The following is a 25,036-nucleotide window of genomic DNA, read 5'->3' as shown; positions in this document are numbered from 1 at the left end:
TTTTCGGCAACGATGTGGGGTTTTGAGTGTTTTCGTGGCGCGGCAGAAGTGCGGCCCGGCGTCTGGGTGGCCTTCACCAACGCCGCCGCCGGCAACCTGGCGCTCCATGTCGGCGACGATCCGGAGGACGTCCGGCGCCGCCGCCGTGAGCTGGACCAGGCCGCCGGCCTTGGCGCCCGCGGCTTCCAATACATGAACCAGGTCCACGGCAACGAGGTTGCCACCGTCGCGCCCGGCGCGGCTGCCGTGGCGGGTGGCCCTCCGTCTGGTCCTCCGCCTGGTCCTCCGCCTACGGCGGATGCCCTGGTGTCCCGCGGTGCCGCCCTGGCGGTGATGGTTGCGGACTGCGTGCCCGTGGTTTTGGTGGGCGCCGACCCCGGGGGAGGACCCGTGCTTGGCGTCGTGCACGCGGGCCGGCCCGGCGTCGCTTCCGGCGTGGTCCCTGCCGCGGTGGCTCGCATGCGCAGCCTGGGTGCTGGAGGGATCAGCGCATGGATCGGACCGTCCGTCTGCGGGCGGTGCTATGAGGTGCCGGCGGCTATGCGCGCTGAGGTGGGAGCCCTTGTCCCCGCCACCTGGTGTGAAACCTCCCAGGGAACGCCCGGACTCGACCTGCCGGCCGGGGTCCGCCAGCAATTGGAAGCCCACGGCGTGCCGGTGGCCTACTCCGGCGGCTGCACCCTCGAGGACGACCGGTTGTTCTCCTACCGCCGCGACCCCTCCACCGGACGGTTCGCCGGCCTGGTCTGGGCCGGGGTGGAAAACGGAAATGAGGCGGACGCCGGTGGCTGAGCAACACGATCCCCGGCTGGCGCAGCTCGAGGAGCGCCTTACCGCCGTCCAACGCCGGATCGAGAGTGCTGTCGCGGCAGCGGGGCGGCACGATACGCCGCCGCAGCTGATAGTCGTGACCAAGTTCCACCCGGCTGAGGACATCCGGCGGCTGGCAGCCCTGGGAATAACCGACGTCGGGGAAAACCGGGACCAGGAGGCCGCGGACAAGGCGGCCGGTCTCGGCGCGCTGGGGCTCCGCTGGCACTTCATCGGCCAGCTGCAGAGCAATAAGGCCAAGTCCGTCGTGAAGTACGCTTCCGCCGTGCACTCTGTGGACCGCCCGCAGCTGGCGGGCGCCCTCGCGAAGGCCATGGCCGCCGAACAGGGGCGCGCCGGACGCGGCCCCCTGGACTGCTTCATCCAGGTCAGCCTTGAGGACGACGCCGACGGCCACCGGGGCGGCGCGCTTCCCGTGGACGTGCCCGCACTGGCGGAGCGGCTGGCGGACTCCGAGGGGCTGCGGCTGGCTGGAGTGATGGCGGTGGCTCCGCTGGGTGCGGACCCCGTTCCCGCATTCGAGAAGCTCGCAGGGATCTCTGCCCGGCTGACAGCGCAGTTCCCGGACGCCACCGGCATTTCCGCCGGCATGAGCCAGGACCTCGAAGCGGCGGTCCGGTCCGGTGCGACACACCTTCGGATTGGGTCCGATATTCTCGGTCCGCGTCCGGCCTTGCGGTAGGTTCGACGTATTGGAAGGTAATGGCGGGAATTCCAAGGCTGTCAGGTCATATGAGCGGCCCGCTGACGGACACGATTAGGAGTCGACCATGGCTGGCACTCTGCGCAAGACAATGATCTATCTTGGGCTCGCCGATGGCGAAGAACACTACGAGTCCGAGCACCCCAAACCGCATAAGGACGAGGACGATTCCATGGAGCAGGACCGCGAGGAGCGCCGTGCGCCGGCGCCAGTCCGCGAGGTCCCCCGGGAAGAGCCCTCCGCCGCCGAAGAGGAATATCGCGCACCTGTGACACCCATCAAGCGAGCGGCTTCGAGCCGCGAAGAACACACCGGGCTCCGGCAGATCACCACGATCCATCCGCGCTCCTACAACGACGCCAAGCTCATCGGTGAAAGCTTCCGTGACGGGATCCCCGTCATCATGAACGTCACGGACATGGGCGAGGCGGACGCCAAACGGCTGGTCGACTTCTCTGCCGGCCTGGTCTTCGGGCTCCGGGGCAGTATTGAACGCGTGACGAACAAGGTGTTCCTGCTGTCGCCGTCTTACGTTGAAGTGATCGGCGACGACAAGAAGGTCAGCGAGACCCAGGCCAGCTTCTTCAACCAGAGCTAGTCCGGATTTTTTTCCACGGATGCCAGGCAGGACACCTGTCTGGCATCCGTACTGAATTATCCGTGTTGAAATAGAGGCGTAACCATCCAAGGACACTGCGGTATCCGGAATGAACATGGAGATTCGAGCTAACTCATGGGAATCGTTTTCGGACTTGTCTATCTCGCGCTGCTGTTCTTTTTCGTGGCCCTGATTGTCCGGCTTGTTTTTGACTGGGTCCAGATGTTCGCGCGGAGCTGGCGGCCGCGCGGCGTGGCTCTTGTGGCCGCGCATGCCGTATATTCCGTCACGGACAGGCCCCTTAAACTTCTCCGCCGGCTCATTCCGCCGCTGCGGCTCGGCGGGATGTCCCTGGACCTTGGCTTCCTGCTGCTGTTCATTGCGGTCTCGGTGGCGATGTCGATCGCGAAGGGCGTCGTGTACGCCCAGCCCATCGCCGCATAAAGGACCATGGACCCGATCTCCGCCAAGTGATAGAAAGCTCCGGTTTGACACTTCGGTGTTGAATTAGAGTAACCAGACCATATTTAGGTACCGTAGTTTGACGGCCGAAAGGCCTCTGACTAACTAGACCAACGAGGTGACCAGATGGCTTTGACGCCAGAAGACGTTGTCAACAAGCGCTTTCAGCCGACCAAGTTCCGCGAAGGCTACGACCAGGACGAAGTGGATGACTTCCTGGACGAGATCGTCGTCGAACTGCGACGCCTGAACCAGGAGAACGACGAGCTGCGCAAGAAGCTCGCCGAATCCGGCGCCGGCACGCCTGCCAGCTCCACTGCCGCTGCCCCCGTGGTCGAAAAGGTGCCGGCCCCCGTCCCGGCCGCCAAGGACAAGGAAGACCGCGCCAAGGCCGAAGGCGAGGCAAAGACCGCCGAAGCCGCAAAGAAGAAGGAAGCCGAGCCCGCTCCTGCCGCGGCACCGGCCCCCGCGCCCGTCGCCGCCACCCCGGCCTCGGAGTCCGCAGCCGGCCTGCTCGCCATGGCGCAGCAGATGCACGACAAGCACATCGCCGACGGCGAGCAGCAGCGCGACAAGATCATTGCCGAGGCGCAGATCGAGGCCAGCAGCCTCGTCAACGATGCCCAGGAAAAGTCCCGCAAGATCCTCGGTGCCCTCGAGCAGCAGCGCTCCGTGCTGGAACGCAAGGTCGAACAACTCCGCGGCTTCGAGCGGGACTACCGCTCCCGCCTGAAGGCCTACATCGAAGGCCAGCTGCGCGACCTGGACGCCCGCGGTTCCGTCGCGGCCCCCGAGGTCGAACCGGCCACCTAGGCAATCTGCACGTATTCTGAAAGCCGGCGGCTGAGGTTTCCTCGGCGGCCGGCTTTCTGCATTAACCGCCGCATCCCCTGGCCTGCCTGTTCCGGCAGCAGGCCTCCAGTCCCGCACTGGCTCCCGAACGAAAGCCCTATGACTGACGCCCCAACCCCTGACGCCACAACACCCGTGCCGGTGGCGCACGCCAAGCCCCGCCGGGCGCTGCTGCTCTCGATTTTTGCCGGACTTGCCGTCTTTGCCTACGTCTTCGACCAGCTGACAAAGCTGTGGGTCACCACCACCATGGTCGAGGGGGAGCGGATCCCGGTCCTGCCGCCGCTGCTGCACTGGTACTACATCCGCAACTCCGGGGCCGCGTTCTCCATCGGTGAAAACGTCACGTGGGTCTTCACCATCGTCATGGCCGCCGTTTCGGTGGCGATCCTGCTCCAGCTGCGGAAGCTCGGCTCGGCCTGGTGGGCGCTGGCGCTGGGCCTGCTGCTGGGCGGAGCACTGGGAAACCTCACCGACCGGCTGTTCCGCGAGCCCTCGTTCGCGATGGGGCACGTGGTGGACTTCATCCAGCTGCCCAACTTCGCGATCTTCAACATTGCCGATTCCGCCGTCGTGTCTTCTGTGGTGATTATCTGCCTGCTGACGCTGCGGGGCATTTCCCTGGACGGCTCGCACCACCAGAAGGATCTCGCAGCACCAAAAGGACAGGGTCCAGCATGACTGATGACATGGCGGTCGACTCCGCGGCGCCCCGGCACTTCGAAGTTCCGGCCGATCTCGCCGGCACCCGGGTGGATGCCGGGCTGGCCCGGCTGATGGACATTTCGCGCTCCCAGGCCGCAGCACTCATCGCCGAAGGAGCGGTCAGCTGCAACGGCAAGGCCGTCGGCAAGTCCCTCAAGCTCAGTCCCGGCGCCGTCCTCGACGTCGTCGTCCCGGAACGGCGGGACCCCCTGGAAGTCGTGGAGGAAGTCGTGGAAGGCCTGAACATCCTGCTGGACGATGACGAGTTCGTCGTCATAGACAAACCGGTCGGCGTGGCAGCCCACCCGTCACCCGGCTGGGTGGGACCGACCGTAGTCGGCGGCCTCGCCGGCGCCGGATACCGGATCTCGACCTCCGGGTCCCCGGAGCGTGCCGGCATCGTGCACCGGCTCGACGTCGGAACGTCCGGCGTGATGGTGGTGGCCAAGACCGAGAACGCCTACACCGTACTGAAGCGCGCTTTTAAGGAACGGACGGTGGACAAGGTCTACCACGCCGTCGTCCAGGGCCTTCCGGACCCGCTGGCGGGCACGATCGACGCGCCGATCGGCCGGCACCCGGCGCACGACTGGCGGTTCGCCGTCATCGAGGACGGGCGCGACTCGGTCACCCACTACGAGGTCCTCGAAGCTTTCGGCAAGGCCTCCCTCGTTGAGGTGCACCTGGAGACGGGGCGCACCCACCAGATCCGGGTCCACTTCGCCGCCCTCCGGCACCCCTGCGCGGGGGACCTGACCTACGGGGCCGATCCGCGGCTCGCCGCCACGCTGGGCCTGACCCGGCAGTGGCTGCACGCCCGGCAGTTGTCCTTCGACCATCCCCGGACGGGGGAGCGGGTCACCGTGACCAGCAAATACCCGCAGGACCTGAGCTACGCGCTGGAAGTCCTCGGCTCCGGCCAGGCCTGACCGCCGCGCCGGGAACGGTTTGCGGTCCCGGCGGCACTAGAATGGTCCGGTGACTTCCAGCAACGACTCGTTTGTCCATCTCCACAACCACACCGAGTACTCCATGCTGGACGGTGCCGCCCGGCTCGGCGAGCTCTTCGACGAAACCGAGCGGCTGGGCATGCCCGCCCTGGCAACGACGGACCACGGCTATCTCTTCGGGGCGTTCGACTTCTGGAAGCGGGCCACGGACAAGGGCATCAGGCCGATCATCGGCGTCGAGGCCTACGTCACGCCCGGAACCGCGCGCACGGACAAGACCAGGGTGCGCTGGGGCGAGGAAAACCAGCGCAAGGACGACATCTCCGGCGGCGGGTCCTACACGCACATGACCCTGCTCAGCTACAACAACGTCGGCATGCGGAACCTGTTCCGGGCCTCCTCCATCGCCTCCCTTGATTCGGTCTTCGGCAAGTGGCCCCGGCTGGACCGGGAACTGCTGAACACCTACTCCGAAGGCCTGATTGCCACCACCGGTTGCCCGTCCGGCGAGGTCCAGACAAGGCTCCGCCTGGGGCAGTACCGGGAAGCCTTGGAGGCCGCCGCCGAGTTCCGCGACATCTTCGGCGCGGAAAACTACTTCTGCGAACTCATGGACCACGGCCTGGACATCGAGCGGCGCGTCACAGGCGACCTGCTGCGCCTGGCCAAGGAACTGAACCTCCCGCTGGTGGCCACCAACGACCTGCACTACACGCACGAGCACGACGCCAAGGCGCACGAGGCCCTGCTGGCCATTCAGTCAGGCTCCACGCTGCTGGAACCCACCTACGACAACGGCGGTTCGCGCTTCGCGTTCTCCGGCAGCGGGTACTACCTGAAGTCGCCGCAGGAAATGCGGGAGCTGTTCCGCGACCACCCGGAGGCCTGCGACAACACGCTGCTGATCGCGGAGCGCTGCGACGTATCGTTCAACACCGGCGCGAACTACATGCCCCGGTTCCCCTGCCCCGAGGGCGAGGACGAAACCTCCTGGCTGGTCAAGGAAGTCGACAAGGGCCTCCGCTACCGCTATCCACAGGGCATCCCGGACAAGGTCCGCCAGCAGGCCGATTATGAGCTGGAGGTCATCACCTCCATGGGCTTCCCGGGCTACTTCCTGGTGGTGGCCGACTTCATCAACTGGGCCAAGAACAACGGCATTCGGGTGGGCCCGGGACGTGGCTCCGGCGCCGGTTCCATGGTGGCGTACGCGATGCGCATCACCGACCTGGATCCGCTGCACCACGGCCTGATCTTCGAGCGCTTCCTCAACCCGGACCGCGTCTCCATGCCTGACTTCGACGTCGACTTCGATGACCGGCGCCGGTCCGAAGTGATCGACTACGTGACACGCAAGTACGGCGACGAACGCGTCGCCATGATCGTCACCTACGGCACCATCAAGACCAAGCAGGCGCTCAAGGACTCCTCGCGCGTGCTGGGCTACCCGTTCAGCATGGGCGAGACGCTGACCAAGGCGCTGCCGCCGGCCGTGATGGCCAAGGACATTCCGCTGGCCGACATCCAGAACAAGGACTCCAAGCGCTACAGCGAGGCCGGGGACTTCCGGCAGCTGATTGCCACGGACCCGGAGGCCGCCAAGGTCTTCGAGACGGCGCTGGGCATTGAAGGCCTGAAGCGGCAATGGGGTGTCCACGCGGCCGGCGTCATCATGTCCTCGGACCCGATCATCGACGTCATCCCCATCATGCGCCGCTTCCAGGACGGCCAGGTCATCACGCAGTTCGACTATCCGACGTCCGAGGGCCTCGGCCTGATCAAGATGGACTTCCTCGGCCTGCGGAACCTCACGATCATTTCCGACGCCCTGGAAAACATCAAGATGAACCGCGGGATCGACCTGGACCTCGAATCCCTGGCCCTCGACGACGCCGCATCCTACGAGCTGCTGGCCCGCGGCGACACCCTCGGCGTGTTCCAGCTCGACGGCGGGCCGATGCGTTCCCTGCTCAAGCTCATGAAGCCTGACAACTTCGAAGACATCTCCGCCGTCCTGGCCCTCTACCGGCCGGGCCCCATGGGCGCCAACGCGCACACCGACTACGCGCTGCGCAAGAACGGCATCCAGGAGGTCATCCCGATCCACCCGGAGCTGGAGGAACCGCTCGCCGAGATCCTGGGCGGCACCTACGGGCTGATCGTGTACCAGGAGCAGGTCATGGCCGTGGCGCAGAAGCTTGCCGGCTATACCCTGGGCCAGGCCGACATCCTCCGCCGTGCCATGGGCAAGAAGAAGAAATCCGAGCTGGACAAGCAGTTCGCCGGATTCTCGCAGGGCATGCAGGACAACGGCTACTCGATGGCCGCCGTCAAGACCCTCTGGGACATCCTGCTGCCGTTCTCCGACTACGCGTTCAACAAGGCCCACTCGGCCGCGTACGGCGTGATCTCCTACTGGACCGCCTACCTGAAGGCGCACTACGCCCCGGAGTACATGGCCGCGCTGCTGACCAGCGTCGGTGACGACAAGGACAAGTCGGCGATCTACCTCAACGAATGCCGGCGCATGGGTATCACCGTGCTGCCGCCGGATGTCAACGAGTCGGCGCTGAACTTCACCCCGGTGGGCGATGACATCCGCTTCGGCATGGGCGCCATCCGCAACGTCGGTGTCAACGTCGTCGAGGCCATGGTGGCGGCGCGCGAGAAGGAAGGCGCGTACACGTCCTTCAAGGACTACCTGATGAAGGTGCCCGCGGTGGTCTGCAACAAGCGCACCATCGAATCCCTGATCAAGGCGGGGGCCTTTGATTCCCTGAACCACCACCGGCGCGCCCTGGCCATGGTCCATGAGGAGGCCATCGACTCCGTCATCACGCTCAAGCGCAATGAGGCGATCGGACAGTTCGACCTTTTCGCAGGGTTCGACGAAGCCGAATCCGAGTCATCCCTCAGCATCGAGATCCCCGACCTTCCCGAGTGGGAGAAGAAGGACAAGCTCTCGTTCGAACGCGACATGCTCGGCCTCTACGTCTCGGACCACCCGCTGCAGGGCCTCGAGGGACTCCTGAGCCAGCACGCGGACCAGTCCATCACCTCGATCATTGCCGAGGACGGCCCGCACGACGGCGCCATCGTCACCATCGCGGGCATGATCACCTCGCTGAGCCGGCGCATCGCGAAGGCCAGCGGCAACGCCTACGCCCGCGCTGAGATCGAGGACCTGGGCGGCTCCGTCGAGGTCATGTTCTTCGGGCAGGTCTACGGCCCCATCGCCTCGGTGCTGGCCGAGGACCTGATCGTGGTGGTCAAGGGCCGGCTGCAGCGCCGCGATGACGGCGCCGTGGCGTTGAACTGCATGGAACTCTCGGTCCCGGACCTGAGCGAGGGCCTGAACGGGCCTTTGGTGATCACCATGCCGACGCATAAGGCCACGGAGGCCGTGGTGACGGAACTCGGCGACGTGCTCAGGACGCACCGCGGCAAGTCGGAGGTCCGCCTGCACCTGCAGGGCGACTCCCGGGTGGAGGTGATGGGCCTGCCCGTGCACCTGCGGGTCAACCCGAGTCCCTCGCTGTTCGGCGACCTGAAGGTGCTCCTCGGCCCGACCTGCCTCGACAGCTGAGGCAGGGCGGCGGGCGCCTGCCTGCGTCTAGATCTCGTAGTCCAGCGGGACCGGCCGGCTGTAGCTGCCCCCGTGGTACAGCAGCGGTGTGCCGTCGCCGCCGACCGCACCCTCCACCACCTCGACGACGACCACGGCGTTGTTCTCGAAGGAGAGCCGCATCTGGATCTTGCCGATCAGCCAGCCGGACACGTCCTTGAGGATGGGCACCTCGTGCGCGCCCAGCTCCCAGTGGTCGCCCTCGAACCGGTTGCGGGAGCGTGCGAAACGGTCGGCCAGCTCCTGGTTCTCGAGCCCGAGCATGTGCACGCCGATGTAGGTGGTGTTGGCCACCGCCGGCCAGGAGCTGGAGGTCCGCGCCATGTTGAACGTGAACCGGGGCGGCTTGGCCGAAAGGGAGGCCACCGAGGTTGCGGTGAAACCAAACGGAAGGCCGTTGTAATTGGCGGTAATGATGGCCACGCCTGCCGCATGCCGGCGGAACATTTCCTTGAAGGTTCCTTCGAAGGTCTCCTCTTCTGAGGCCACTGCGATCCAACTCCCTGCTGCACGTGCCGAATGTTTCTACCCTGCAAGCGTATTGCTCCCCGGACAGGCCGCGGTACCTGAGTGATCTGCCGCCGTCACGGACCGTCATGCAGGCTCCTCCTCCCCGGCCGCCCGGCGGGAGCCCGACCAGCCGAATGCTTGTTAAGGTTTGTTGCATGACACAACCCGCAGTACACCGCCCGGTCCAGCAGCCTGAGGAAGGCAAGGACGGCCCCGGACGCCCAAGCTGGATGCATGGGGCGGTCCGGATACACGCGGCAGGCCGGACGCGCCTACGCTGGCCCGCGGCCATCGCCGCTGCCGGCGTGCCGGTGGGGGTGCTGTGGTGGGTGCTGGCGCCGTCGGGACTGAACGTCCTGTCCGGAAACCCGGCGCTGCGCAGCGGCAGCAACCTGGACACGTGGCTGCCGCGCGACCTGGTGCTCGCCGGGCTGTTCCTGCTTGCCGGCTGCATCGCCGGGGCGCTGGCCTCCGGCGTGCGGGAGGAGGAGCGAGCGGTCACGGACGTCGTCCTGGTGGTTGCAGCCGGGGCGTTGGGAGCGTTGCTTGCCTGGCGGACCGGCGTGCTGTGCGGGCAATGGTGGGGCGCGCCGGAAGATGCTTCGGCCAACGCCAGCATCGCGTTTTCACTGCGCTCCTACGCGGTGCTCGCCATCTGGCCGGCCGCCGTCGCCCTCACCCTGTTCGTTGGCCGGTTCCTGGCCGCCCCCAAGACGCCAGCAGCCAGGAAGCCGGCACCCGGGAACCCGGCATCCGGGGAACCCGCGTAACAGCGTCCATGCGGCCGCGCCCCGGCACGTAAAATGGGCGGGTGACCCTTACACCTGAGAGCCCTCAGTCCACCGAAAGCACTGTGCCCTCGACCGCCGCCGGCCCCGCTTTCCGCACCGTCGACCTGCGTGGTCAGCGGTTGTCCCTGGCGGGGCTCCGCGCCGCCGTGCCCCGCGCGCAGACCGGCACCCGGGCAGACGCGGAAGAGAAGGTCCTGGACATCATTGCCGGGGTCCGCGGCCGTGGATTCGAAGCCCTCCGGGAACTGGCACTCCAGTTCGACGGCGTGGAGCAGGAGCATCCGCGGGTTCCCGCCGAAGCACTGCAGGCGGCGCTGGCCGGGCTCGATCCCGCCGTGCGGGCAGCGCTGGAAGAATCCATCCGGCGCGCGCGCCGGTTCGCGGACGCCCAGCGCCCGGCGGACACCGATGTCGAACTCGGCGACGGCGCCGTCGTCAGCCAGAACTGGGTCCCGGTGGGCCGGGTGGGCCTCTACGTCCCGGGCGGCCTTGCGGTGTATCCGTCCTCGGTGATCATGAATGTTGTTCCGGCCCTCGCGGCCGGCGTCGAGTCCATTGCACTGGCGTCACCGCCGCAAAAGGATTTTGGCGGGCTGCCGCACCCCACCATCCTCGCAGCCGCATGCCTGCTCGGCATCGAGGAGGTCTACGCGATCGGGGGCGCCCAGGCCATCGCGGCATTTGCCTACGGAATCCCGGCCGCCGGAGCGGATGAAAACCGCGCCGGAATCGACCCGGTGGATGTGGTGACGGGCCCCGGCAACATCTTCGTCGCCACCGCCAAGCGGCTCGTGAAGGGGGTCGTGGGGATCGACTCCGAGGCGGGGACCACCGAAATCGCGATCCTGGCCGATGCCACCGCGCAGCCGGACCTCGTCGCGGCCGACCTGATCAGCCAGGCCGAGCACGACCCGAAAGCAGCCTCCGTGCTCATCACGGATTCCGAGGAGCTCGCCGCGGCAGTCCAGGAGGAGCTGGAGCGCCGTGCCGCCCGCACCAAACATAGTGCGCGGGTCCGCGAGGCCCTCTCCGGCCCCCAGTCCGGCGTCGTCCTGGTGGACGACCTGGAACAGGGGATTGCCGCCTGCGACGCCTACGCGGCGGAGCACCTGGAAATCATGACGGCGGATGCGGCCGGAGTGGCGGCGCGGATCCGGAACGCCGGGGCGATTTTCGTCGGCGATTACAGCCCCGTGAGCCTGGGGGACTACTGCGCAGGGTCCAACCACGTCCTGCCCACCAGCGGCACTGCCGCGTTCTCGTCCGGGTTGAACGTCACGACATTCCTGCGTGCCATCCAGGTGATCAATTACAGCCGCACGGCGCTGGAACAGGTGAGCTCCCACATCGTGAGCCTGGCCGGCGCGGAAGACCTGCCGGCGCACGGGGAGGCCGTCACGGCCCGGTTCGGCAACGGTTCCTGACGGGTTCGAGAACACTACATGTAGTAATTACAGGCTTGTTATTCAGCTACATCTAGTCGTAAACTGATGGTGACAGCGGCCTGCGCTGGCCCATCGGCTTGCACGTGGGCGTCCAGCGGTAAGACCGGAATTGCGACAGGAAGGAAGGCACATGTACTGCCCTTTCTGCCGCAACCCTGATTCCCGCGTGGTGGACAGCCGGATTGCCGACGACGGCTCAGCCATCCGCCGCCGCCGCCAGTGTCCCGAATGCGGCCGCCGCTTCACGACAGTGGAGACCACCAGCCTGACCGTGATCAAGCGTTCCGGAGTCGGCGAGCCGTTCAGCCGGAGCAAGGTCATCAACGGCGTCCGGAAAGCGTGCCAGGGCCGCCCCGTGACCGAGGACGACCTCGCCTTGCTGGCGCAGGAGGTCGAAGAGGCCATCCGCGCGTCCGGCGCAGCGGAAATCGAGGCCCACGAAGTCGGCCTGGCCATCCTCAACCCGCTGCAGAAGCTGGACCAGGTGGCGTACCTGCGTTTCGCCAGCGTGTACCAGGCCTTCGAATCCCTTGAGGACTTTGAGTCGGCCATCTCGCTGCTCCGGCATGAGGCCGGCGCCAAAGCCGACCCCACCAAGGCCCTGGAGAACAAGGCCCTGGAGAACAAGGGTTCCCAGAAGAGCCCGCTCTAGGCTCCGTTCACAGGAGCCGGACCATAAGACTCCGGTGGTGGCAGCGGAGGGGAAGCCGCGGCCACCACCGGCACCAAACTACTTGGCCAGTTTGTGCTTGAGGGCAATCTCGATGGCGGCACCCACGATGCCGGCGTCGTTCTTCAGTTCTGCCGGGACGATCGGCGTGCGGAGCTTCAGCCGCGGCAGGTACTCGTCCGCGCGCTTGGAGATGCCGCCGCCGACGATGAACAGCTCGGGGGAGAACAGGAACTCGACGTGGGAGAAGTAGCGCTGCAACAGGACACTGTATTCTTCCCAGCTCAGCCCGTCCCGCTCGCGGGCGACGGCCGAGGCCTTGCTCTCGGCGTCGAACCCGTCGATCTCCAGGTGTCCCAGTTCCGCGTTGGGAACAAGCTTGCCGTCGAAGATGAATGCAGAACCGATGCCGGTGCCCAGCGTAATCACCAGCACGGTGCCCTTGACGCCTTCGCCGGCGCCATAGCGGGCCTCGGCCAGGCCCGCAGCGTCGGCGTCGTTGATGACCTCCACGGGGCGGCCGAGGCGGGCGGTGAGCAGGCCGTCAATGTCGAGGCCCAGCCAGGCGTTGTCGACGTTCGCGGTCGAGTGGACCACGCCGTGCTGGATGATCCCCGGGAAGGTCACGCCCACGGGGGACAGGGCGGACGGCGCATCCGAGCGCTTTGACAGCTCCGCCACCACGTGTGCGACGGTTTCGGCTACGGCTTCCGGCGTAGACGGCTGAGGGGTGGGGACGCGGAGCCGGTCACCCACCAGCTTGCCCTTCTTCAGGTCGACGATCCCGCCTTTGATCCCGGTGCCGCCGATGTCAATGCCGATCAAGGGGGCGTTCTTCTTCGGCTTTTCGTCCTTGTTGACCAATGTGCGTCCGTTCGTGGCAGGGGGCGGGCTAGGAAAAAGGGGCGGCCCGGAACCGGCTGGTGAAAAGCGGATCTTTCCGCGGAGCGGGTTCAGGGCGCATGGTTCAGGGGAGGGTGAGGACCTCGGCACCGGATTCGGTCACCAGCAGCGTGTGTTCGAACTGCGCGGTGCGCCTGCGGTCCCGGGTCACCACGGTCCAGTCGTCGGCCCACATGTCCCAGTCGACGGTTCCCAAAGTCAGCATGGGCTCGATCGTGAAGACCATGCCGGTCTCCATGACGGTGTTGTAGGCAGGGGCTGCGTCGTAGTGCGGAATGATCAGGCCGGTATGGAAGGCCTCTCCGACGCCGTGCCCGGTGAAGTCGCGGACCACGCCGTAGCCGAAGCGCTTCGCGTACGACTCGATGGTCCGGCCGATCACGTTGATTTCCCGGCCAGGGGCGACGGCCCGGATGGCACGGTTCAGGGACTCCTGGGTGCGCTCGACGAGCAGGCGCGACTCCTCGTCGACGTTGCCTGCCAGGAACGTGTAGTTCGTGTCGCCGTGCACGCCGCCGATGAACGCGGTGATATCGATATTGATGATGTCCCCGTCCTCAACCACGGTGCTGTCCGGGATCCCGTGGCAGATGACCTCGTTGATCGAGGAGCACAGGGACTTCGGGAAGCCGCGGTAGCCCAGGGTGGACGGGTAAGCATTGTGGTCGAGCAGGAACTCGTGTCCCACCCGGTCCAGCTGGTCGGTAGTGACGCCGGGCTGGATGTGCTTTCCCACCTCGACGGTCGCCTGGGCGGCGATGCGGGAAGCGATCCGGATCTTCTCGATGGTTTCTGCCGACTTGACCTCTGACCCCGTGAACTTGGACGGCGCCGGCTTGCCCACGTACTCGGGGCGGGGAATGGAGGCCGGAACGGAAAGCTGCGGGCTGATGGTTCCCGGGACCAGGGTGCCGATGGGTGCGGTCGAGGCGAGAGAAGGCATACATTGATCATATAAGGCCGGACGGGACACAAATATACGGAGCGCGGAAAGTCGGTGCGGAAACGCAGCGGGGAGCCGCACCGGATCCGGCGCCGCCCTTCCCCGCCGGGCCGCCGGCAGAGGAACCATGAGAGCCGAGGAGCATCGATGCCAGAGTACTGGTACAACATCAACACGCACGAGGTCGAAGTGGACGCCATGTCCGACTGGAGCCAGCTGATCGGCCCCTATAAGACCCGGGAAGAAGCTGAGCACGCCTTGGAAAAGGTCAGGGCGCGCAACGAGTCGTGGGAAAAGGGCGACGACGACTAGCTCCCGGCATGCGGCCCACCAGCCGCCTAGAACGAGTGCTCGGGACCGGGGAACTGCCCGGAGCGCACGTCCTCGCCGTAGGCCCTGGCGGCGTCGCTCAACGAGGTCCGAAGGTCTGCGTACTGCTTGACGAACTTGGCCATCTTCCCACCGCGCAGTCCTGCCATGTCCTGCCACACCAGCACCTGGCCCGTGGTCGCGTTGCCTGCGCCGATCCCGATGGTGGGCACGTCCACCGCGGCGTCAACCGCCGCCGCTGTCTCGGCCGGAACCATCTCCATCAGCACGCAAAAAGCGCCCGCCTCGGCGAGCGAGACGGCGTCGTCAATCAACCGTCGGGCATCGTCGCCGCGGCCCTGGACGCGGTAGCCGCCGAGGGAATGCTCGCTCTGCGGCGTGAAGCCGATGTGCGCCATGACCGGGATTCCGGCCTGCACCATGGCCTCGACAGTCCCGGCGTAGAACTTGCCACCTTCAATCTTCACCGCGTGGGCCAGACCTTCCTTGAGGAAGCGCACTCCGGTCTCCACCGCCTGCTGCGCGGAGACCTCGTAGCTGCCGAACGGAAGGTCGGCAACCACCAGGGCCCGGCGGGCCGAGCGGGTCACGGCCCTGACCAGCGGGATCAGCTCGTCCACGGTAACCGGAAGGCTTGTCTCGTTGCCGAAGACGTTGTTGGAGGCCGAGTCGCCGACCAGGAGGACCTCAATGCCGGCCTGGTCGAAAATCTCAGCAGTGTACTGGTCGTAGGCGGTCAGCATGGCGAACCGTTCACCGTTGACCTTGGCCTGGCGGAGGTGGTGGGTGCGCATCCTCACCACCGGCTTCCCTTCTGAGCCGGACGTTCCGCTGCCGGAGGCCGTCGCGGGAGCACCTGCCGCCGGTCCGGTGCCGTAGGGGGCCGGAACTTCGCCGGGCGTGCTGGGATCGGGATTGATGCTTGTGGCCATGGCATGAGCGTAGTGCGATTCCCCCTGCACTGGTAAGCATCCCGCGCCCGCCGGGTGAACCGCCTCGGAGGGTGCTGGCGGTATCCCCTCGGAGCAGCAGTTCATGCACCCGCTCCGGGCCGCTTATGTTAACGGTGTGTTACGCGCGGCAGCGGAGCCAGCAAACGGTGCCGATGATCAGTAAAGTGAACCAAAGAGCAGCTGCGGGACCCGTGCACCGGGGGCCTGGGGCACGGACGGAAGAACCGGAAAGAGGCCAGAATGGACCGCCAGCAAGAGTTTGTCCTGCGGACGATCGAGGAGCGCGACGTGCGGTTTGTGCGTCTGTGGTTCACCGACGTCGTGGGATCTCTGAAGTCGGTGGCGCTGGCCCCCGCCGAGGTGGAAGGCGCCTTCGAGGAAGGCCTCGGCTTCGACGGCTCCTCCATCGAGGGACTTGCCCGCGTTTTCGAATCCGACATGCTGGCCCAGCCGGACCCCGCCACCTTCCAGATCCTGCCCTGGCGGGGGGAGTCCGAAGCGACGTCCCGGATGTTCTGCGACATCCTGACGCCCGACGGCGAGCCCTCCACGGCTGATCCGCGCAACGTCCTCAAGCGCACCCTGGCCAAGGCCGCCGACATGGGGTTCACCTGCTACACCCATCCCGAGATCGAGTTCTACCTGCTGAAATCCCAGGAGCCGGGCCCGGACGGTGCCCCGGTACCGGTCGATGAGGGCGGCTACTTCGACCACGTCCCCGGCGGCGTGGCCCAGGACTTCCGCCGCACGGCCGTGACCATGCTCGAATCGGTGGGCATCTCGGTGGAGTTCAGCCACCATGAGGCCGGACCCGGGCAGAACGAGATCGACCTGCGCTACGCGGATGCCCTGCAGACCGCGGACAACATCATGACGTTCCGCACCGTGATCAAGGAAGTGGCGCTGCAGCAGGGCACCTACGCCACGTTCATGCCGAAGCCCTTCACCGCCCACCCGGGCTCCGGAATGCACACCCACTTTTCGCTTTTCGAGGGCGACACCAACGCCTTCTACGAGGCCGGGGCGGAGTTCCAGCTCTCCGAGACGGCCCGGCAGTTCATCGCCGGAGTCCTGAAGCACGCCCCGGAGTTCACCGCGGTCACGAACCAGTTCGTGAACTCCTATAAGCGCCTCTGGGGCGGGGGAGAAGCCCCGAGCTACTTGAGCTGGGGACACAACAACCGCTCCGCCCTGGTCCGCGTGCCGCTGTACAAGCCGGGCAAGGGCCAGTCGGCACGGATCGAGTACCGCGGCATCGACTCCGCCGCCAACCCCTACCTCGCGTACGCGGTGCTGCTCGGCGCCGGGCTGAAGGGCATCGAGGAGGGCTACCAGCTGCCCGCCGCGGCCGAGGACGACATTTGGTCGCTCAGCTCGGCCGAGCGCCGTGCCATGGGACACGACCCGCTGCCGGCCAGCCTGCACGACGCGATCCGTTCCATGGAGGACTCCGAACTGATGCCGCAGATCCTCGGCGAGCAGGTTTTCGAGCACTTCCTGCGCAACAAGCGGGCCGAATGGCAGGACTACCGCCTCCAGGTGACGCCCTACGAACTGCAGCGCAACCTCGGCATCCTCTAGGCGCCGACGGTGAGCCTGGCACGACGCCTCATTGCCGCCGGCTTCAGTGATCTGGAGAAGGGCGAACGGTTCCTGGCCGCCCCGGAGCTGGAGGGGCTCGACCAGGACGTCCTGTTCGCCGGGCTGCAGCTGGCCGCGAACCCGGACACGGCCCTGCAGTCGCTGGTCCGGCTGATCGAGAAGCACCCGGCCCTCCGGAAGCTCGCGGTGGCGGAGCTGGAGACCAGCGAACCGCTGTACCGCGTGCTGGGCGCCTCCGAGGCCCTGGGCGAGTTCCTGATCCGGCACCCGGAACACCTTGACGCCCTGGAAGTCGCGGCCAGCCCGGAGCCGCAGCCAGCGGACGCCGCGGTCCTCCGCGCCCGGCTGCTGCAGTCCGTACGTGCCGATCCGAAATCCCTGCGGCCGGTTGCGGGCCTGTCCGGACCGGAGGGCTATGAGGCGTTGCGTGCCGCCTACCGGCGCGGTCTCGTCGAGCTCGCGGTGAAGGACCTCTGCGCCGCTGATCCGCTGGATTTCCTGCCCGCCGCGGGAGCCGAACTGGCCGACCTCGCCGGGGCTGCCATCGAGGCCGCCCTCGCCGTATCCCGGGCAGAGGCGGCCGAGCAATTCAGCGCCACGGAGGTGGCCGACGTCGGGCTTGCCGTGATCGGCATGGGCAAATGCGGCGCCCGGGAGCTGAACTACATTTCCGACGTCGACGTCATCTACGTGATTGAACCCGGTGCGCTGGAGGACTCGCGTGCCAACACCATCGGGACCACCCTCGCGTCCGGTATTTCCCGCGCCATCATGTCCCCGGGCCGGGAACCGGGCCTCTGGGAGGTCGACGCGAACCTGCGGCCGGAGGGGAAGTCCGGCCCGCTGGTCCGGACACTGGCCTCGCACGAAAGCTACTACGCCCGCTGGGCCGAGAGCTGGGAGTTCCAGGCCCTGCTGAAAGCGCGGACCATCGCCGGGGACGCCGCGCTCGGGGCACGCTATGAGGCCGCCGTCGCGCCGCTCATCTGGTCCTCGGCGGGACGTGAGGGATTCGTGGAGTCGGTCCGCTCCATGCGCCGCAGGGTTACCGAGCACATTCCGGCTGAGGAGGAGCAGCGGCAGATCAAGCTGGGCCGCGGCGGACTGCGGGACGTGGAGTTCACCGTCCAGCTGCTGCAGCTGGTGCACGGAAAGTCCGACGAAACGCTGCGCCACCGTGACACCACCTCCGCCATCGCCGCCCTGTCTGCCGGCGGCTACATCGGCCGCTCGGACGCCGCGGAATTCGACCGCGACTACCGCTATCTGCGGCTGCTCGAGCACCGCATCCAGCTGTTCCAGCTGCGCCGGACCCACCTGATGCCGGTCCAGGAGTCCGCCCTGCGCGCCCTGGCGAAGGCCGTGCTGGGGCCCTTCTCCAATGAACGGCCCCAGCCCGATGCCCTGATGGCCGCCTGGCGCAAGACGAAACGCTCGGTCCGGGAACTGCATGACCGCATCTTTTACCGCCCCCTGCTGAACACCGCCGCGACCCTCAGCAGCGAGGAGGCCCGGCTCACCCCGGAAGCCGCGCAGGGACGGCTCGCCGCTCTGGGTTACCTTGACCCGCAGGGGGCGATGCGGCACATCGAGGCCCTGACGGCCGGCGTCAGCCGCCGTGCCGCGCTGCAGCGGCAGCTGCTGCCGATCCTGCTGGGTTGGCTGGCCGACGGCGTCGACCCCGACGGCGGCCTGCTCGCCTTCCGCCGTGTCAGTGAGGCCCTCGGCACCACGCACTGGTACCTGGGACTGCTCCGGGACTCGACGGCGGCCGCGGAACGGCTCTGCCATGTCCTTGCCAACTCCCGGCTCATCGCGGACCTCCTTGAAGTTTCGCCGGAATCCGTGGCCTGGCTCGGCTCGGACAAGGACCTCGTGCCCGTGAGCTTTGAAGCGCAGTGGCAGGAGATCACCGCGAAGATGTCCCGGCACGCGGAGCCGGAAAATGCGATGCGCCTGATCCGGCTGATCCGCCGCAGGGAAATCCTCCGGATCGCCATCGCCGACAGCGCCGGCCTGCTGGACCAGGACCAGGTGGGCGCGGCCCTCGCCGACACCGACCGCGCCGCGGTGCTGGGGGCGCTCCGGGTGGCGGAAAACACGGTCACCGCCGGCGAGCCCCTCAAGACCCACGTGCTGGTGGTCGCCATGGGCCGGCAGGGCGGGCGGGAGATCGGCTACGGCTCGGACGCCGACGTCATGTACGTCCACCGCGGCCTGCCGGGAGTGCCCGAAGAGGAGGCCCAGCAGCAGGCTGCGCAGATTGTCGGCCGGCTCTCGACCCTCCTTACCCAGCCCCTGAAACCTGCCATCCTGGCCGAACGCGTGCTGAGTGTCGACGCCGACCTGCGGCCCGAGGGCAAGAGCGGGCCCATGGTGCGCTCATTGGAGTCCTATGCGGAGTACTACCGGCGGTGGTCGCTGATCTGGGAGGCCCAGGCGCTGCTGCGTGCCCGCCCGATGGCCGGCGACGACCAGCTTGCCCGGGATTTCGTGGCCCTCATCGACCCGATCCGCTATCCGGACGAGCTCGCCGGAAGCGATGTGCGGGAGGTCCGGCGCGTCAAGGCCCGGGTGGAGGCCGAACGGCTGCCCCGCGGCGCGGATCCCGCCCGCCACCTGAAGCTCGGCCGCGGCGGACTGAGCGACGTCGAATGGCTGGCCCAGCTGATCCAGCTCCAGCACGCGGGCCGGCACCCTGAGCTGCGGACCACCTCCACTGTGGAAGCGCTGGAGGCGGCGGTACGCCTGGGCCTGCTGGAGGAGACCGACGCGGCACACCTGCTGAAGTCCTGGCGCCTGGCGAGCCGGATCCGCTCGGCGAACGTGATCTGGACCGGCCGGGCGTCGGACCTGCTGCCCTCTTCGCGCCGTGACCTGGAGGCCGTGGCGCGCTGGTGCGGTTACGGCCAGGGCAACGCGGCGGCGCTGGAGGAGGACTATCTCCGGCTCAGCCGGCGGGCCCGGGGCGTGTTTGATCGGGTTTTTTACGGGCAGTGACGGTGTTCAGTGATGGCGTTCCGTGATGGCTCGTGCGGCCGGTTCGACGGCGGGAGACCGGGTACGCTTCCGTCATGGACCATGTGTGGCTGCTGCCGCTGAAGACTCTCGACGGCGACGCCCGCGCCATCAAGCTAGGGGAGATCGCCGAACTTGATGTGCGCGAGGACCAGCGCACCTTTGTAGGGGATCCGCTGCGGATGATGCTGGTGGCGCTGGAGGAGGAATCCCGCCACCCTTACGCGGTGGACACCAACGGGACGGCAGTAGGCGTGCTGACGCTGCAGAGCGGTGCGGCGAGCCTCGCCGGGTGGCCCGACAATGATTCCGTCTGGCTGCTCCGCGGATTCCTGATCGACCGCCGGCACCAGGGCAAGGGCCTCGGCACTCTCGCCGCCGAGGCCGCTTTCCGGGCCGCCGCGAAACTGACGGCAGCCCTCGGCGGGAACCAGACCGGCGTCGTGCTGTCCGTCAACGAAGCCAATCAGGCCGGCCGGGCCGCCTACCTCAAAGCCGGCTTCGAGGACCGGGGACAGTACCTGGGCGGCGATTCCGGCCCGCAAAGGACCATGTACCGGGCCTTCTGAGCCGCGGAACACCTTGACTGGAGCGCCGGGGGCGTCGATATTGGTTCTGTTCCGGCTCCCGAAAGGTGTGCGATGGTCCATCCCGAGATGTTGGTAGAACCGGTCGTCCAGGAGCTCCGCCTTCCGGCCGGGATTGTTGGGCCGGTTGAGGTGACGATGGACGTCCGATGCTTCATCGTCTCCCACCCGGACGGGCTGCTGTTGATCGACACCGGTCCGGGCAGCGCCGATCCCATCGGAGAAGCACTGAACCGCGCCGGCGCAGGGTGGGATGACGTGACCGACGTCATCCTGACGCATGCGCATCCGGACCATTTTGGCGGCCTCGCCGACGTCGTGGCCCGGAGCCCGCAGGCCGTGGTCTGGGCCGGTGCCCGTGACTGTCCCGACATCCCGTCCCCCGAGCCGCCCCGACCGCTGGCAGAGGGTGACAGGGTCCGCAGTCTGCAGGTCGTGGAGGCCCCCGGGCACACTGCGGGACACATCTGCCTGTCGTTTGAGGACAGGATTCTGTTTGTGGGAGATGCTCTGTTCAGCGATGCGGGCGCACTCGGGCGGGCGCCGGAGGCGTTTACGGCAGATCCGGTGCAGGCGGAGGAATCACTCCGGAAGCTGGCCCGGCTGGAGCCCGAGCGGATGCTCTTTGCGCATGGGCCGGAGATCCCCGACCCCGTAACGGCCTTGCACCGGCTCCTCCAAGATGCGCCGGAGGCTCCCTGAGGAACTGCGGGGGTCAACTTTCGTTGACACCGCTCCGGGCGTCATCTAAAGTTGACGTCCAGGAGGTGTCCCGTGAAGACATTGATCGGTTCGATGGACGGCAAGGGCCCGGCGGAAGCCCTGTATGCGGTCGCGGAGCTCCGGAAGGAAGTTGCCCGCACCGAGACGGAAGTGGTGTTGCGCGCACGCCAGGCCGGCCTGTCATGGGAGGCCATCGCGACCTGCCTTGGCGTGAGCAAACAGGCCGTGCATAAGAAGTACGGGAAGCGTTGACAGCTTCTCCGGTAAGCGCAGTCCTACGGCCCACGGTGAAGGCGGGAACCGTCGTCGTGCGGGCATCTCCGGCCAGGACGGGAAAACTCCGCCAGCCGTTGCGCTGGCGGAGCCTGTGACTAGTCACCCGGAACGGGGCTAGCAGTCGTTGTGACGCCCGTCGCCCTTGTGGTCACCATGATCGCCGTGGTGGTCGTTGTGGTCACGATGATCGCCGTGGTGGTCGTTGTGGTCACGATCGCCGTCGCGGCCGTGATGGTCCCGGCACTTGTCACCGTTCGAGTCATGCCCGCCATTGATCCAACCGCCGTCATGGTTCCAGCAGTTGTCATGGTCCGGCCAGGAGCCGCCGGAAACCTGCAGGTTTGCGGCCTGCGTTCCGGTATCCGCCGAGGCAGCTCCCGCCGTCAAGGCCGTCCCGCCGATGCCCATTCCGGCGACCAGGAGGGCCGTTCCCAGCAACCGAATCAGTTTCTTCATGTGACTCGCCTACTTCTGTTCTTTCTTGATGTATTCCGCAGGAAGACGAGACAGGGAACTCCACGTTTCGCACCGGCGCGGCTGGTACCGCTCCTTAGTGCCGGCGCGACGACTGATCGGCGTCGTCGCGTCTCCGGGGACTTTGCTGTCCGGTTATCAAACTGCGGTTGATGGCCCACATCTCAGTGCGGGAACCACGCCCCTGCCCGGACTTCCCTGAACTGTGTTGCGGCTAGGGACGGTTATCACCGTGCGGACACTTCCGCGCCCACCCGATGCCTGCCCAGGAACAGGAGCGATGGGCATGAACCTGGTGCGGTGTCGGAGCGCCAGTCCGCCGGATCCTCAGCCGCGGAGCTGCGCCCTCTTAAACGCTAACCGCCTTTTGGCTGGGCGGGAAGGGCGTTCAGGGCGGAGTTCGGCGGATTCGGGCAAGATCATGCCGGGCGCATGCGGTGGTGCTCGTGTAACGGCGCCGTCTCGAAGAGCCGCTTAAAAGACGAGCGGCCCCCACCGGAAGGTGGGGGCCGCCGTCGTGCAGGCTATTGAGCCTTGGTCTGACTAGACGCCGTAGTACAGCTCGAACTCGTACGGGTTCGGGCGCAGCGAGAGCGGACGGATCTCGTTCTCGTACTTGTACTCGATCCAGGTGTCGATCAGGTCCTGGGTGAAGACGCCGCCGGCCTGCAGGAACTCGTTGTCCTCAGCCAGTGCATCCAGGGCTTCTTCGAGCGTGCCCGGAGCCTTCGGGATGTCCTTGGCTTCCTCGGCGGGGAGCTCGTAGAGGTCCTTGTCGATCGGAGCGGGCGGTTCGATGCGGTTGCGGATGCCGTCGATGCCGGCCATCAGCTGGGCGGCGAAGGCCAGGTACGGGTTCGAGGAGGGGTCCGGAGCGCGGAATTCGATGCGCTTGGCCTTCGGGTTGGAACCCGTGATCGGGATACGGATACCGGCGGAGCGGTTGCCCTGCGAGTAGACCATGTTGACCGGGGCCTCGAAGCCCTTGACCAGGCGGCGGTAGGAGTTCACCGTCGGGTTGGTGAAGGCCAGAACGGCCGAGGAGTGCTTCAGCAGGCCGCCGATGTACCAGCGGGCCGTGTCGGAGAGGCCGGCGTAACCCTTCTCGTCGTAGAACAGCGGGTCGCCGCCATTCCACAGCGACTGGTGGCAGTGCATGCCCGAGCCGTTGTCACCGAAGACCGGCTTCGGCATGAAGGTGACGGACTTGCCCCAGGCGTCGGCGGTGTTCTTGATGACGTACTTGAACTTCTGCAGGTCATCAGCCGCGTGGGTCAGGGTGGTGAACTTGTAGTTGATCTCAGCCTGGCCGGCGGAACCGACTTCGTGGTGGCTGCGCTCGACCTCAAGGCCGGCCTCATCCAGTGCGATACACATGGCATCGCGCAGGTCGGCCTGCTTGTCGGTCGGGGAGACCGGGAAGTAACCGCCCTTGACGGGGGTCTTGTAACCGAGGTTTCCGCCTTCTTCTTCGCGGCCCGAGTTCCAGTGGGCTTCCTCGGAGTCGATCTTGTAGAAGCTGCCCTGCGGGGAGGACTGGTACTGCACGTTGTCGAAGACGAAGAACTCGGCCTCCGGCGCAAAGAACGCCGTGTCAGCGATGCCGGTGGAGGCGAGGTAGGCCTCGGCCTTCTCGGCCACGCCGCGGGGATCGCGGTGGTACGGGTCACCGGTGCGGGGGTTCACGATCGAGAAGTTCAGCGCGAGGGTCTTCTCCAGGCGGAACGTGTCTACGAACGCCGTCGTGACGTCCGGGATGAGCTGCATGTCCGACTCGGCGATGCCCTGGAAGCCGCGGATGGAGGATCCGTCGAAAAGCTGGCCGTTGACGAAGAAGTCCGCGTCAACACTCTTGGCGGGCACGTTGAAGTGCTGCTGAACGCCGGGGAGGTCGGTGAAGCGGATATCGACGAATCTGATGTCTTCGTCTTTGATGAACTTGAGGACTTCGTCCGCAGTCTTGAACATCTATGCTCCTTACGCATATGAAAGATCTGGCCGTCAGGCCATGTGGTCCAGCGCAGTCCGACAGCGGGGAGAACGAAAAAGTCCGCCCCGCTCCTATGCCGCCGGCAACTGTTACCACCCTAAGGACACGGGATTTCACCACGGTGTCCGCTTTGTTTCAGGCACGTTACAGAATGCCCTGACATGTAAACGGTAGTCGGTGTCCACTCTGTGGCCAATCCGGTTCCGCAGTGTGGGCGGCCGGGTCCGCTCCCTGGACTGCGATCGCCCCGTCGAATCCCGATAGTCTTGGAGGGTGGTTGATCGTAAAGACTTAGGCTCATGGCTCAGCGGGCCGGATACGTCCGGCATCTCCAAGTACCCGGGGGAGCGGCTGGGCCTGCCCGAGTCCGGCCCCGGCTCCATCGCCCGCGCCGGCCGCCGGATCCTCGCCATCTGCATCGACTGGGGGATCGCCCTGCTCATCAGCAACTACGCCTTCGCCGGCAATCCGTGGGCCACCCTTGCCGTGTTCGCGGCGGAGCAGGCGCTGCTGATCGGCACGCTGGGCTACAGCATCGGGCACCGCATCATGGGAATCCACGTGGTACGGCTGGGCGGTGCCCCCGCAGGTCCACTCCCGGCAGTGGTCAGGGCCCTGCTGGTGTGCCTGGTCATCCCCGCCGTCATTTTCGACCCTGACCAGCGCGGGCTGCATGACAAAGCTCTGAACACCGTGCTGATCCGGATGTAACGGCGGGCGCGGCTGGATCGTCGCTGCGGAGGCCCTTGGGAAGTCCTGGGAGGTCCCGCCAGTTCCCGCAGGCCCGGAGATCCCGCGATTCGCCAAGAATGGCCGCTGTGCCCAGCTGGAGTCGCGGGGAAGCCCCGCGATTCGCCAAGAATGGCCGCTGTGCCCAGCTGGCATCCCAGGGAAGCGCCGCGATTCGCCAATTATGGCCGCTACGCCCATTCGCGGAGCGGCCACTTTCGTCAATCGGGCGTGACAGCAGGGCGGGTCGGCTGCCACACATTCCCAGGACGCGGCTTCAGCGGCGGAGGAAAACCTCGGTCTCGCCTTATGAGTACGCCGACGCCTCCGCCGGCTAAGCACCCCCGGAGGTCCACGACTCGCCAA

24 protein-coding genes are annotated in these 25,036 nt (G+C 66.8%); 18 read left to right on the top strand and 6 right to left on the bottom strand.

Translation table 11 applies throughout. The features are described from left to right. Positions 1–12 precede the first annotated feature (12 nt). The 8 genes from QFZ65_RS13645 (at position 13) to dnaE (ending at position 8,687) form a co-directional block, all read left to right on the top strand. Positions 13–792 carry a polyphenol oxidase family protein gene (locus QFZ65_RS13645; protein WP_306911223.1) on the top strand — a complete coding sequence of 260 codons (780 nt, stop codon included), beginning with the start codon at positions 13–15 and terminating at the stop codon, positions 790–792. Further along, entirely contained in the window at positions 770–1,513 is a 744-nt protein-coding gene (locus QFZ65_RS13640; protein WP_373427589.1) for a YggS family pyridoxal phosphate-dependent enzyme, read from the top strand. Before QFZ65_RS13645 ends, QFZ65_RS13640 begins: the two co-directional genes overlap by 23 nt. A gap of 88 nt (positions 1,514–1,601) precedes the next feature. Then, positions 1,602–2,132 carry a cell division protein SepF gene (locus QFZ65_RS13635; RefSeq protein WP_306911218.1) on the top strand — a complete coding sequence of 177 codons (531 nt, stop codon included), beginning with the start codon at positions 1,602–1,604 and terminating at the stop codon, positions 2,130–2,132. A gap of 135 nt (positions 2,133–2,267) precedes the next feature. Then, a complete protein-coding gene (locus tag QFZ65_RS13630) occupies positions 2,268–2,576 on the top strand; it encodes a YggT family protein (protein WP_306911217.1) in 309 nt (102 codons plus the stop codon). A 144-nt stretch (positions 2,577–2,720) separates the two neighbouring features. Beyond that, positions 2,721–3,407 carry a DivIVA domain-containing protein gene (locus QFZ65_RS13625; RefSeq protein WP_306911216.1) on the top strand — a complete coding sequence of 229 codons (687 nt, stop codon included), beginning with the start codon at positions 2,721–2,723 and terminating at the stop codon, positions 3,405–3,407. Between the two features lie 138 nt (positions 3,408–3,545). Then, positions 3,546–4,127, top strand: a complete 582-nt coding sequence (gene lspA / locus QFZ65_RS13620; protein WP_306911215.1) for a signal peptidase II — start codon at positions 3,546–3,548, stop codon at positions 4,125–4,127. A gap of 8 nt (positions 4,128–4,135) precedes the next feature. After that, on the top strand, positions 4,136–5,080 hold the full coding sequence (locus tag QFZ65_RS13615; RefSeq protein WP_306912580.1) for an RluA family pseudouridine synthase: 945 nt from the start codon (positions 4,136–4,138) through the stop codon (positions 5,078–5,080). A 49-nt stretch (positions 5,081–5,129) separates the two neighbouring features. Continuing rightward, positions 5,130–8,687, top strand: coding sequence for a DNA polymerase III subunit alpha (gene dnaE / locus QFZ65_RS13610; RefSeq protein WP_306911214.1), 3,558 nt, complete (start codon positions 5,130–5,132; stop codon positions 8,685–8,687). A gap of 27 nt (positions 8,688–8,714) precedes the next feature. On the opposite strand, the gene QFZ65_RS13605 is transcribed toward dnaE, so the two are convergent. Then, the gene (locus tag QFZ65_RS13605; RefSeq protein ID WP_306912579.1) at positions 8,715–9,173 is read right to left on the bottom strand and encodes a flavin reductase family protein; all 459 of its coding nucleotides are present in this window, start codon (positions 9,171–9,173) and stop codon (positions 8,715–8,717) included. A gap of 218 nt (positions 9,174–9,391) precedes the next feature. Between QFZ65_RS13605 and QFZ65_RS13600 the strand changes: the two genes are divergently transcribed. The 3 genes from QFZ65_RS13600 (at position 9,392) to nrdR (ending at position 12,124) form a co-directional block, all read left to right on the top strand. Beyond that, positions 9,392–10,006 carry a hypothetical protein gene (locus tag QFZ65_RS13600; RefSeq protein WP_306911213.1) on the top strand — a complete coding sequence of 205 codons (615 nt, stop codon included), beginning with the start codon at positions 9,392–9,394 and terminating at the stop codon, positions 10,004–10,006. 41 nt (positions 10,007–10,047) lie between these two features. Next, positions 10,048–11,451 carry a histidinol dehydrogenase gene (gene hisD, locus QFZ65_RS13595; RefSeq protein WP_306911211.1) on the top strand — a complete coding sequence of 468 codons (1,404 nt, stop codon included), beginning with the start codon at positions 10,048–10,050 and terminating at the stop codon, positions 11,449–11,451. A 151-nt stretch (positions 11,452–11,602) separates the two neighbouring features. Next, positions 11,603–12,124, top strand: a complete 522-nt coding sequence (nrdR, locus tag QFZ65_RS13590; RefSeq protein WP_306911210.1) for a transcriptional regulator NrdR — start codon at positions 11,603–11,605, stop codon at positions 12,122–12,124. Positions 12,125–12,202: 78 nt separating this feature from the next. Here nrdR and ppgK read toward each other — a convergent pair whose 3' ends face one another. Continuing rightward, positions 12,203–13,006: a polyphosphate--glucose phosphotransferase gene (gene ppgK, locus QFZ65_RS13585; RefSeq protein WP_306911208.1), complete on the bottom strand. Its 804-nt coding sequence runs from the start codon at positions 13,004–13,006 to the stop codon at positions 12,203–12,205. Positions 13,007–13,109: 103 nt separating this feature from the next. Further along, a complete protein-coding gene (gene map / locus QFZ65_RS13580) occupies positions 13,110–13,988 on the bottom strand; it encodes a type I methionyl aminopeptidase (RefSeq protein WP_306911206.1) in 879 nt (292 codons plus the stop codon). A 147-nt stretch (positions 13,989–14,135) separates the two neighbouring features. Between map and QFZ65_RS13575 the strand changes: the two genes are divergently transcribed. Further along, positions 14,136–14,300: an SPOR domain-containing protein gene (locus QFZ65_RS13575; protein ID WP_306911204.1), complete on the top strand. Its 165-nt coding sequence runs from the start codon at positions 14,136–14,138 to the stop codon at positions 14,298–14,300. A gap of 26 nt (positions 14,301–14,326) precedes the next feature. Here QFZ65_RS13575 and panB read toward each other — a convergent pair whose 3' ends face one another. Continuing rightward, positions 14,327–15,250, bottom strand: coding sequence for a 3-methyl-2-oxobutanoate hydroxymethyltransferase (gene panB / locus QFZ65_RS13570; RefSeq protein ID WP_306911202.1), 924 nt, complete (start codon positions 15,248–15,250; stop codon positions 14,327–14,329). 261 nt (positions 15,251–15,511) lie between these two features. On the opposite strand from panB, the gene glnA (QFZ65_RS13565) reads away from it, so the two are divergent. From glnA (QFZ65_RS13565) to QFZ65_RS13545, 5 genes are all read left to right on the top strand, one after another. Continuing rightward, positions 15,512–16,852, top strand: a complete 1,341-nt coding sequence (gene glnA / locus QFZ65_RS13565; RefSeq protein ID WP_306911200.1) for a type I glutamate--ammonia ligase — start codon at positions 15,512–15,514, stop codon at positions 16,850–16,852. A 9-nt stretch (positions 16,853–16,861) separates the two neighbouring features. Then, complete coding sequence (locus QFZ65_RS13560) at positions 16,862–19,873, top strand: bifunctional [glutamine synthetase] adenylyltransferase/[glutamine synthetase]-adenylyl-L-tyrosine phosphorylase (RefSeq protein WP_306911199.1); 3,012 nt, start codon at positions 16,862–16,864, stop codon at positions 19,871–19,873. A gap of 74 nt (positions 19,874–19,947) precedes the next feature. Continuing rightward, entirely contained in the window at positions 19,948–20,460 is a 513-nt protein-coding gene (locus QFZ65_RS13555) for a GNAT family N-acetyltransferase (RefSeq protein WP_306911196.1), read from the top strand. A 72-nt stretch (positions 20,461–20,532) separates the two neighbouring features. Next, entirely contained in the window at positions 20,533–21,180 is a 648-nt protein-coding gene (locus QFZ65_RS13550) for an MBL fold metallo-hydrolase (protein WP_306911194.1), read from the top strand. A gap of 72 nt (positions 21,181–21,252) precedes the next feature. Then, a complete protein-coding gene (locus QFZ65_RS13545) occupies positions 21,253–21,453 on the top strand; it encodes an AsnC family protein (RefSeq protein WP_306911193.1) in 201 nt (66 codons plus the stop codon). Positions 21,454–21,591: 138 nt separating this feature from the next. Here the strand turns inward: QFZ65_RS13545 and QFZ65_RS13540 are convergent, their stop codons facing one another. Next, the gene (locus tag QFZ65_RS13540; RefSeq protein ID WP_306911190.1) at positions 21,592–21,933 is read right to left on the bottom strand and encodes a hypothetical protein; all 342 of its coding nucleotides are present in this window, start codon (positions 21,931–21,933) and stop codon (positions 21,592–21,594) included. 561 nt (positions 21,934–22,494) lie between these two features. Continuing rightward, the gene (gene glnA, locus QFZ65_RS13535; RefSeq protein WP_306911189.1) at positions 22,495–23,919 is read right to left on the bottom strand and encodes a type I glutamate--ammonia ligase; all 1,425 of its coding nucleotides are present in this window, start codon (positions 23,917–23,919) and stop codon (positions 22,495–22,497) included. A 295-nt stretch (positions 23,920–24,214) separates the two neighbouring features. On the opposite strand from glnA (QFZ65_RS13535), the gene QFZ65_RS13530 reads away from it, so the two are divergent. Then, positions 24,215–24,652, top strand: coding sequence for an RDD family protein (locus tag QFZ65_RS13530; protein ID WP_306911188.1), 438 nt, complete (start codon positions 24,215–24,217; stop codon positions 24,650–24,652). The last annotated feature ends 384 nt before the right edge of the window (positions 24,653–25,036 follow it).

The organism is Arthrobacter sp. B3I9, from assembly GCF_030816935.1.
Taxonomy (GTDB): domain Bacteria; phylum Actinomycetota; class Actinomycetes; order Actinomycetales; family Micrococcaceae; genus Arthrobacter.
Note: the sequence above shows the minus strand (reverse complement) of the source record. Positions and strands in the feature narration are given on the sequence as shown.

Bases quoted from the DNA above. Each gene is read 5' to 3' on its own strand.
- QFZ65_RS13645 (WP_306911223.1), top strand. From the start codon at position 13: ATGTGGGGTTTTGAGTGTTTTCGTGGCGCGGCAGAAGTGCGGCCCGGC.
- QFZ65_RS13640 (WP_373427589.1), top strand. From the start codon at position 770: ATGAGGCGGACGCCGGTGGCTGAGCAACACGATCCCCGGCTGGCGCAG.
- QFZ65_RS13635 (WP_306911218.1), top strand. From the start codon at position 1,602: ATGGCTGGCACTCTGCGCAAGACAATGATCTATCTTGGGCTCGCCGAT.
- QFZ65_RS13630 (WP_306911217.1), top strand. From the start codon at position 2,268: ATGGGAATCGTTTTCGGACTTGTCTATCTCGCGCTGCTGTTCTTTTTC.
- QFZ65_RS13625 (WP_306911216.1), top strand. From the start codon at position 2,721: ATGGCTTTGACGCCAGAAGACGTTGTCAACAAGCGCTTTCAGCCGACC.
- lspA (WP_306911215.1), top strand. From the start codon at position 3,546: ATGACTGACGCCCCAACCCCTGACGCCACAACACCCGTGCCGGTGGCG.
- QFZ65_RS13615 (WP_306912580.1), top strand. From the start codon at position 4,136: ATGGCGGTCGACTCCGCGGCGCCCCGGCACTTCGAAGTTCCGGCCGAT.
- QFZ65_RS13605 (WP_306912579.1), bottom strand. From the start codon at position 9,173: ATGTTCCGCCGGCATGCGGCAGGCGTGGCCATCATTACCGCCAATTAC.
- QFZ65_RS13600 (WP_306911213.1), top strand. From the start codon at position 9,392: ATGACACAACCCGCAGTACACCGCCCGGTCCAGCAGCCTGAGGAAGGC.
- nrdR (WP_306911210.1), top strand. From the start codon at position 11,603: ATGTACTGCCCTTTCTGCCGCAACCCTGATTCCCGCGTGGTGGACAGC.
- map (WP_306911206.1), bottom strand. From the start codon at position 13,988: ATGCCTTCTCTCGCCTCGACCGCACCCATCGGCACCCTGGTCCCGGGA.
- QFZ65_RS13575 (WP_306911204.1), top strand. From the start codon at position 14,136: ATGCCAGAGTACTGGTACAACATCAACACGCACGAGGTCGAAGTGGAC.
- panB (WP_306911202.1), bottom strand. From the start codon at position 15,250: ATGGCCACAAGCATCAATCCCGATCCCAGCACGCCCGGCGAAGTTCCG.
- glnA (WP_306911200.1), top strand. From the start codon at position 15,512: ATGGACCGCCAGCAAGAGTTTGTCCTGCGGACGATCGAGGAGCGCGAC.
- QFZ65_RS13555 (WP_306911196.1), top strand. From the start codon at position 19,948: ATGGACCATGTGTGGCTGCTGCCGCTGAAGACTCTCGACGGCGACGCC.
- QFZ65_RS13550 (WP_306911194.1), top strand. From the start codon at position 20,533: ATGGTCCATCCCGAGATGTTGGTAGAACCGGTCGTCCAGGAGCTCCGC.
- QFZ65_RS13540 (WP_306911190.1), bottom strand. From the start codon at position 21,933: ATGAAGAAACTGATTCGGTTGCTGGGAACGGCCCTCCTGGTCGCCGGA.
- glnA (WP_306911189.1), bottom strand. From the start codon at position 23,919: ATGTTCAAGACTGCGGACGAAGTCCTCAAGTTCATCAAAGACGAAGAC.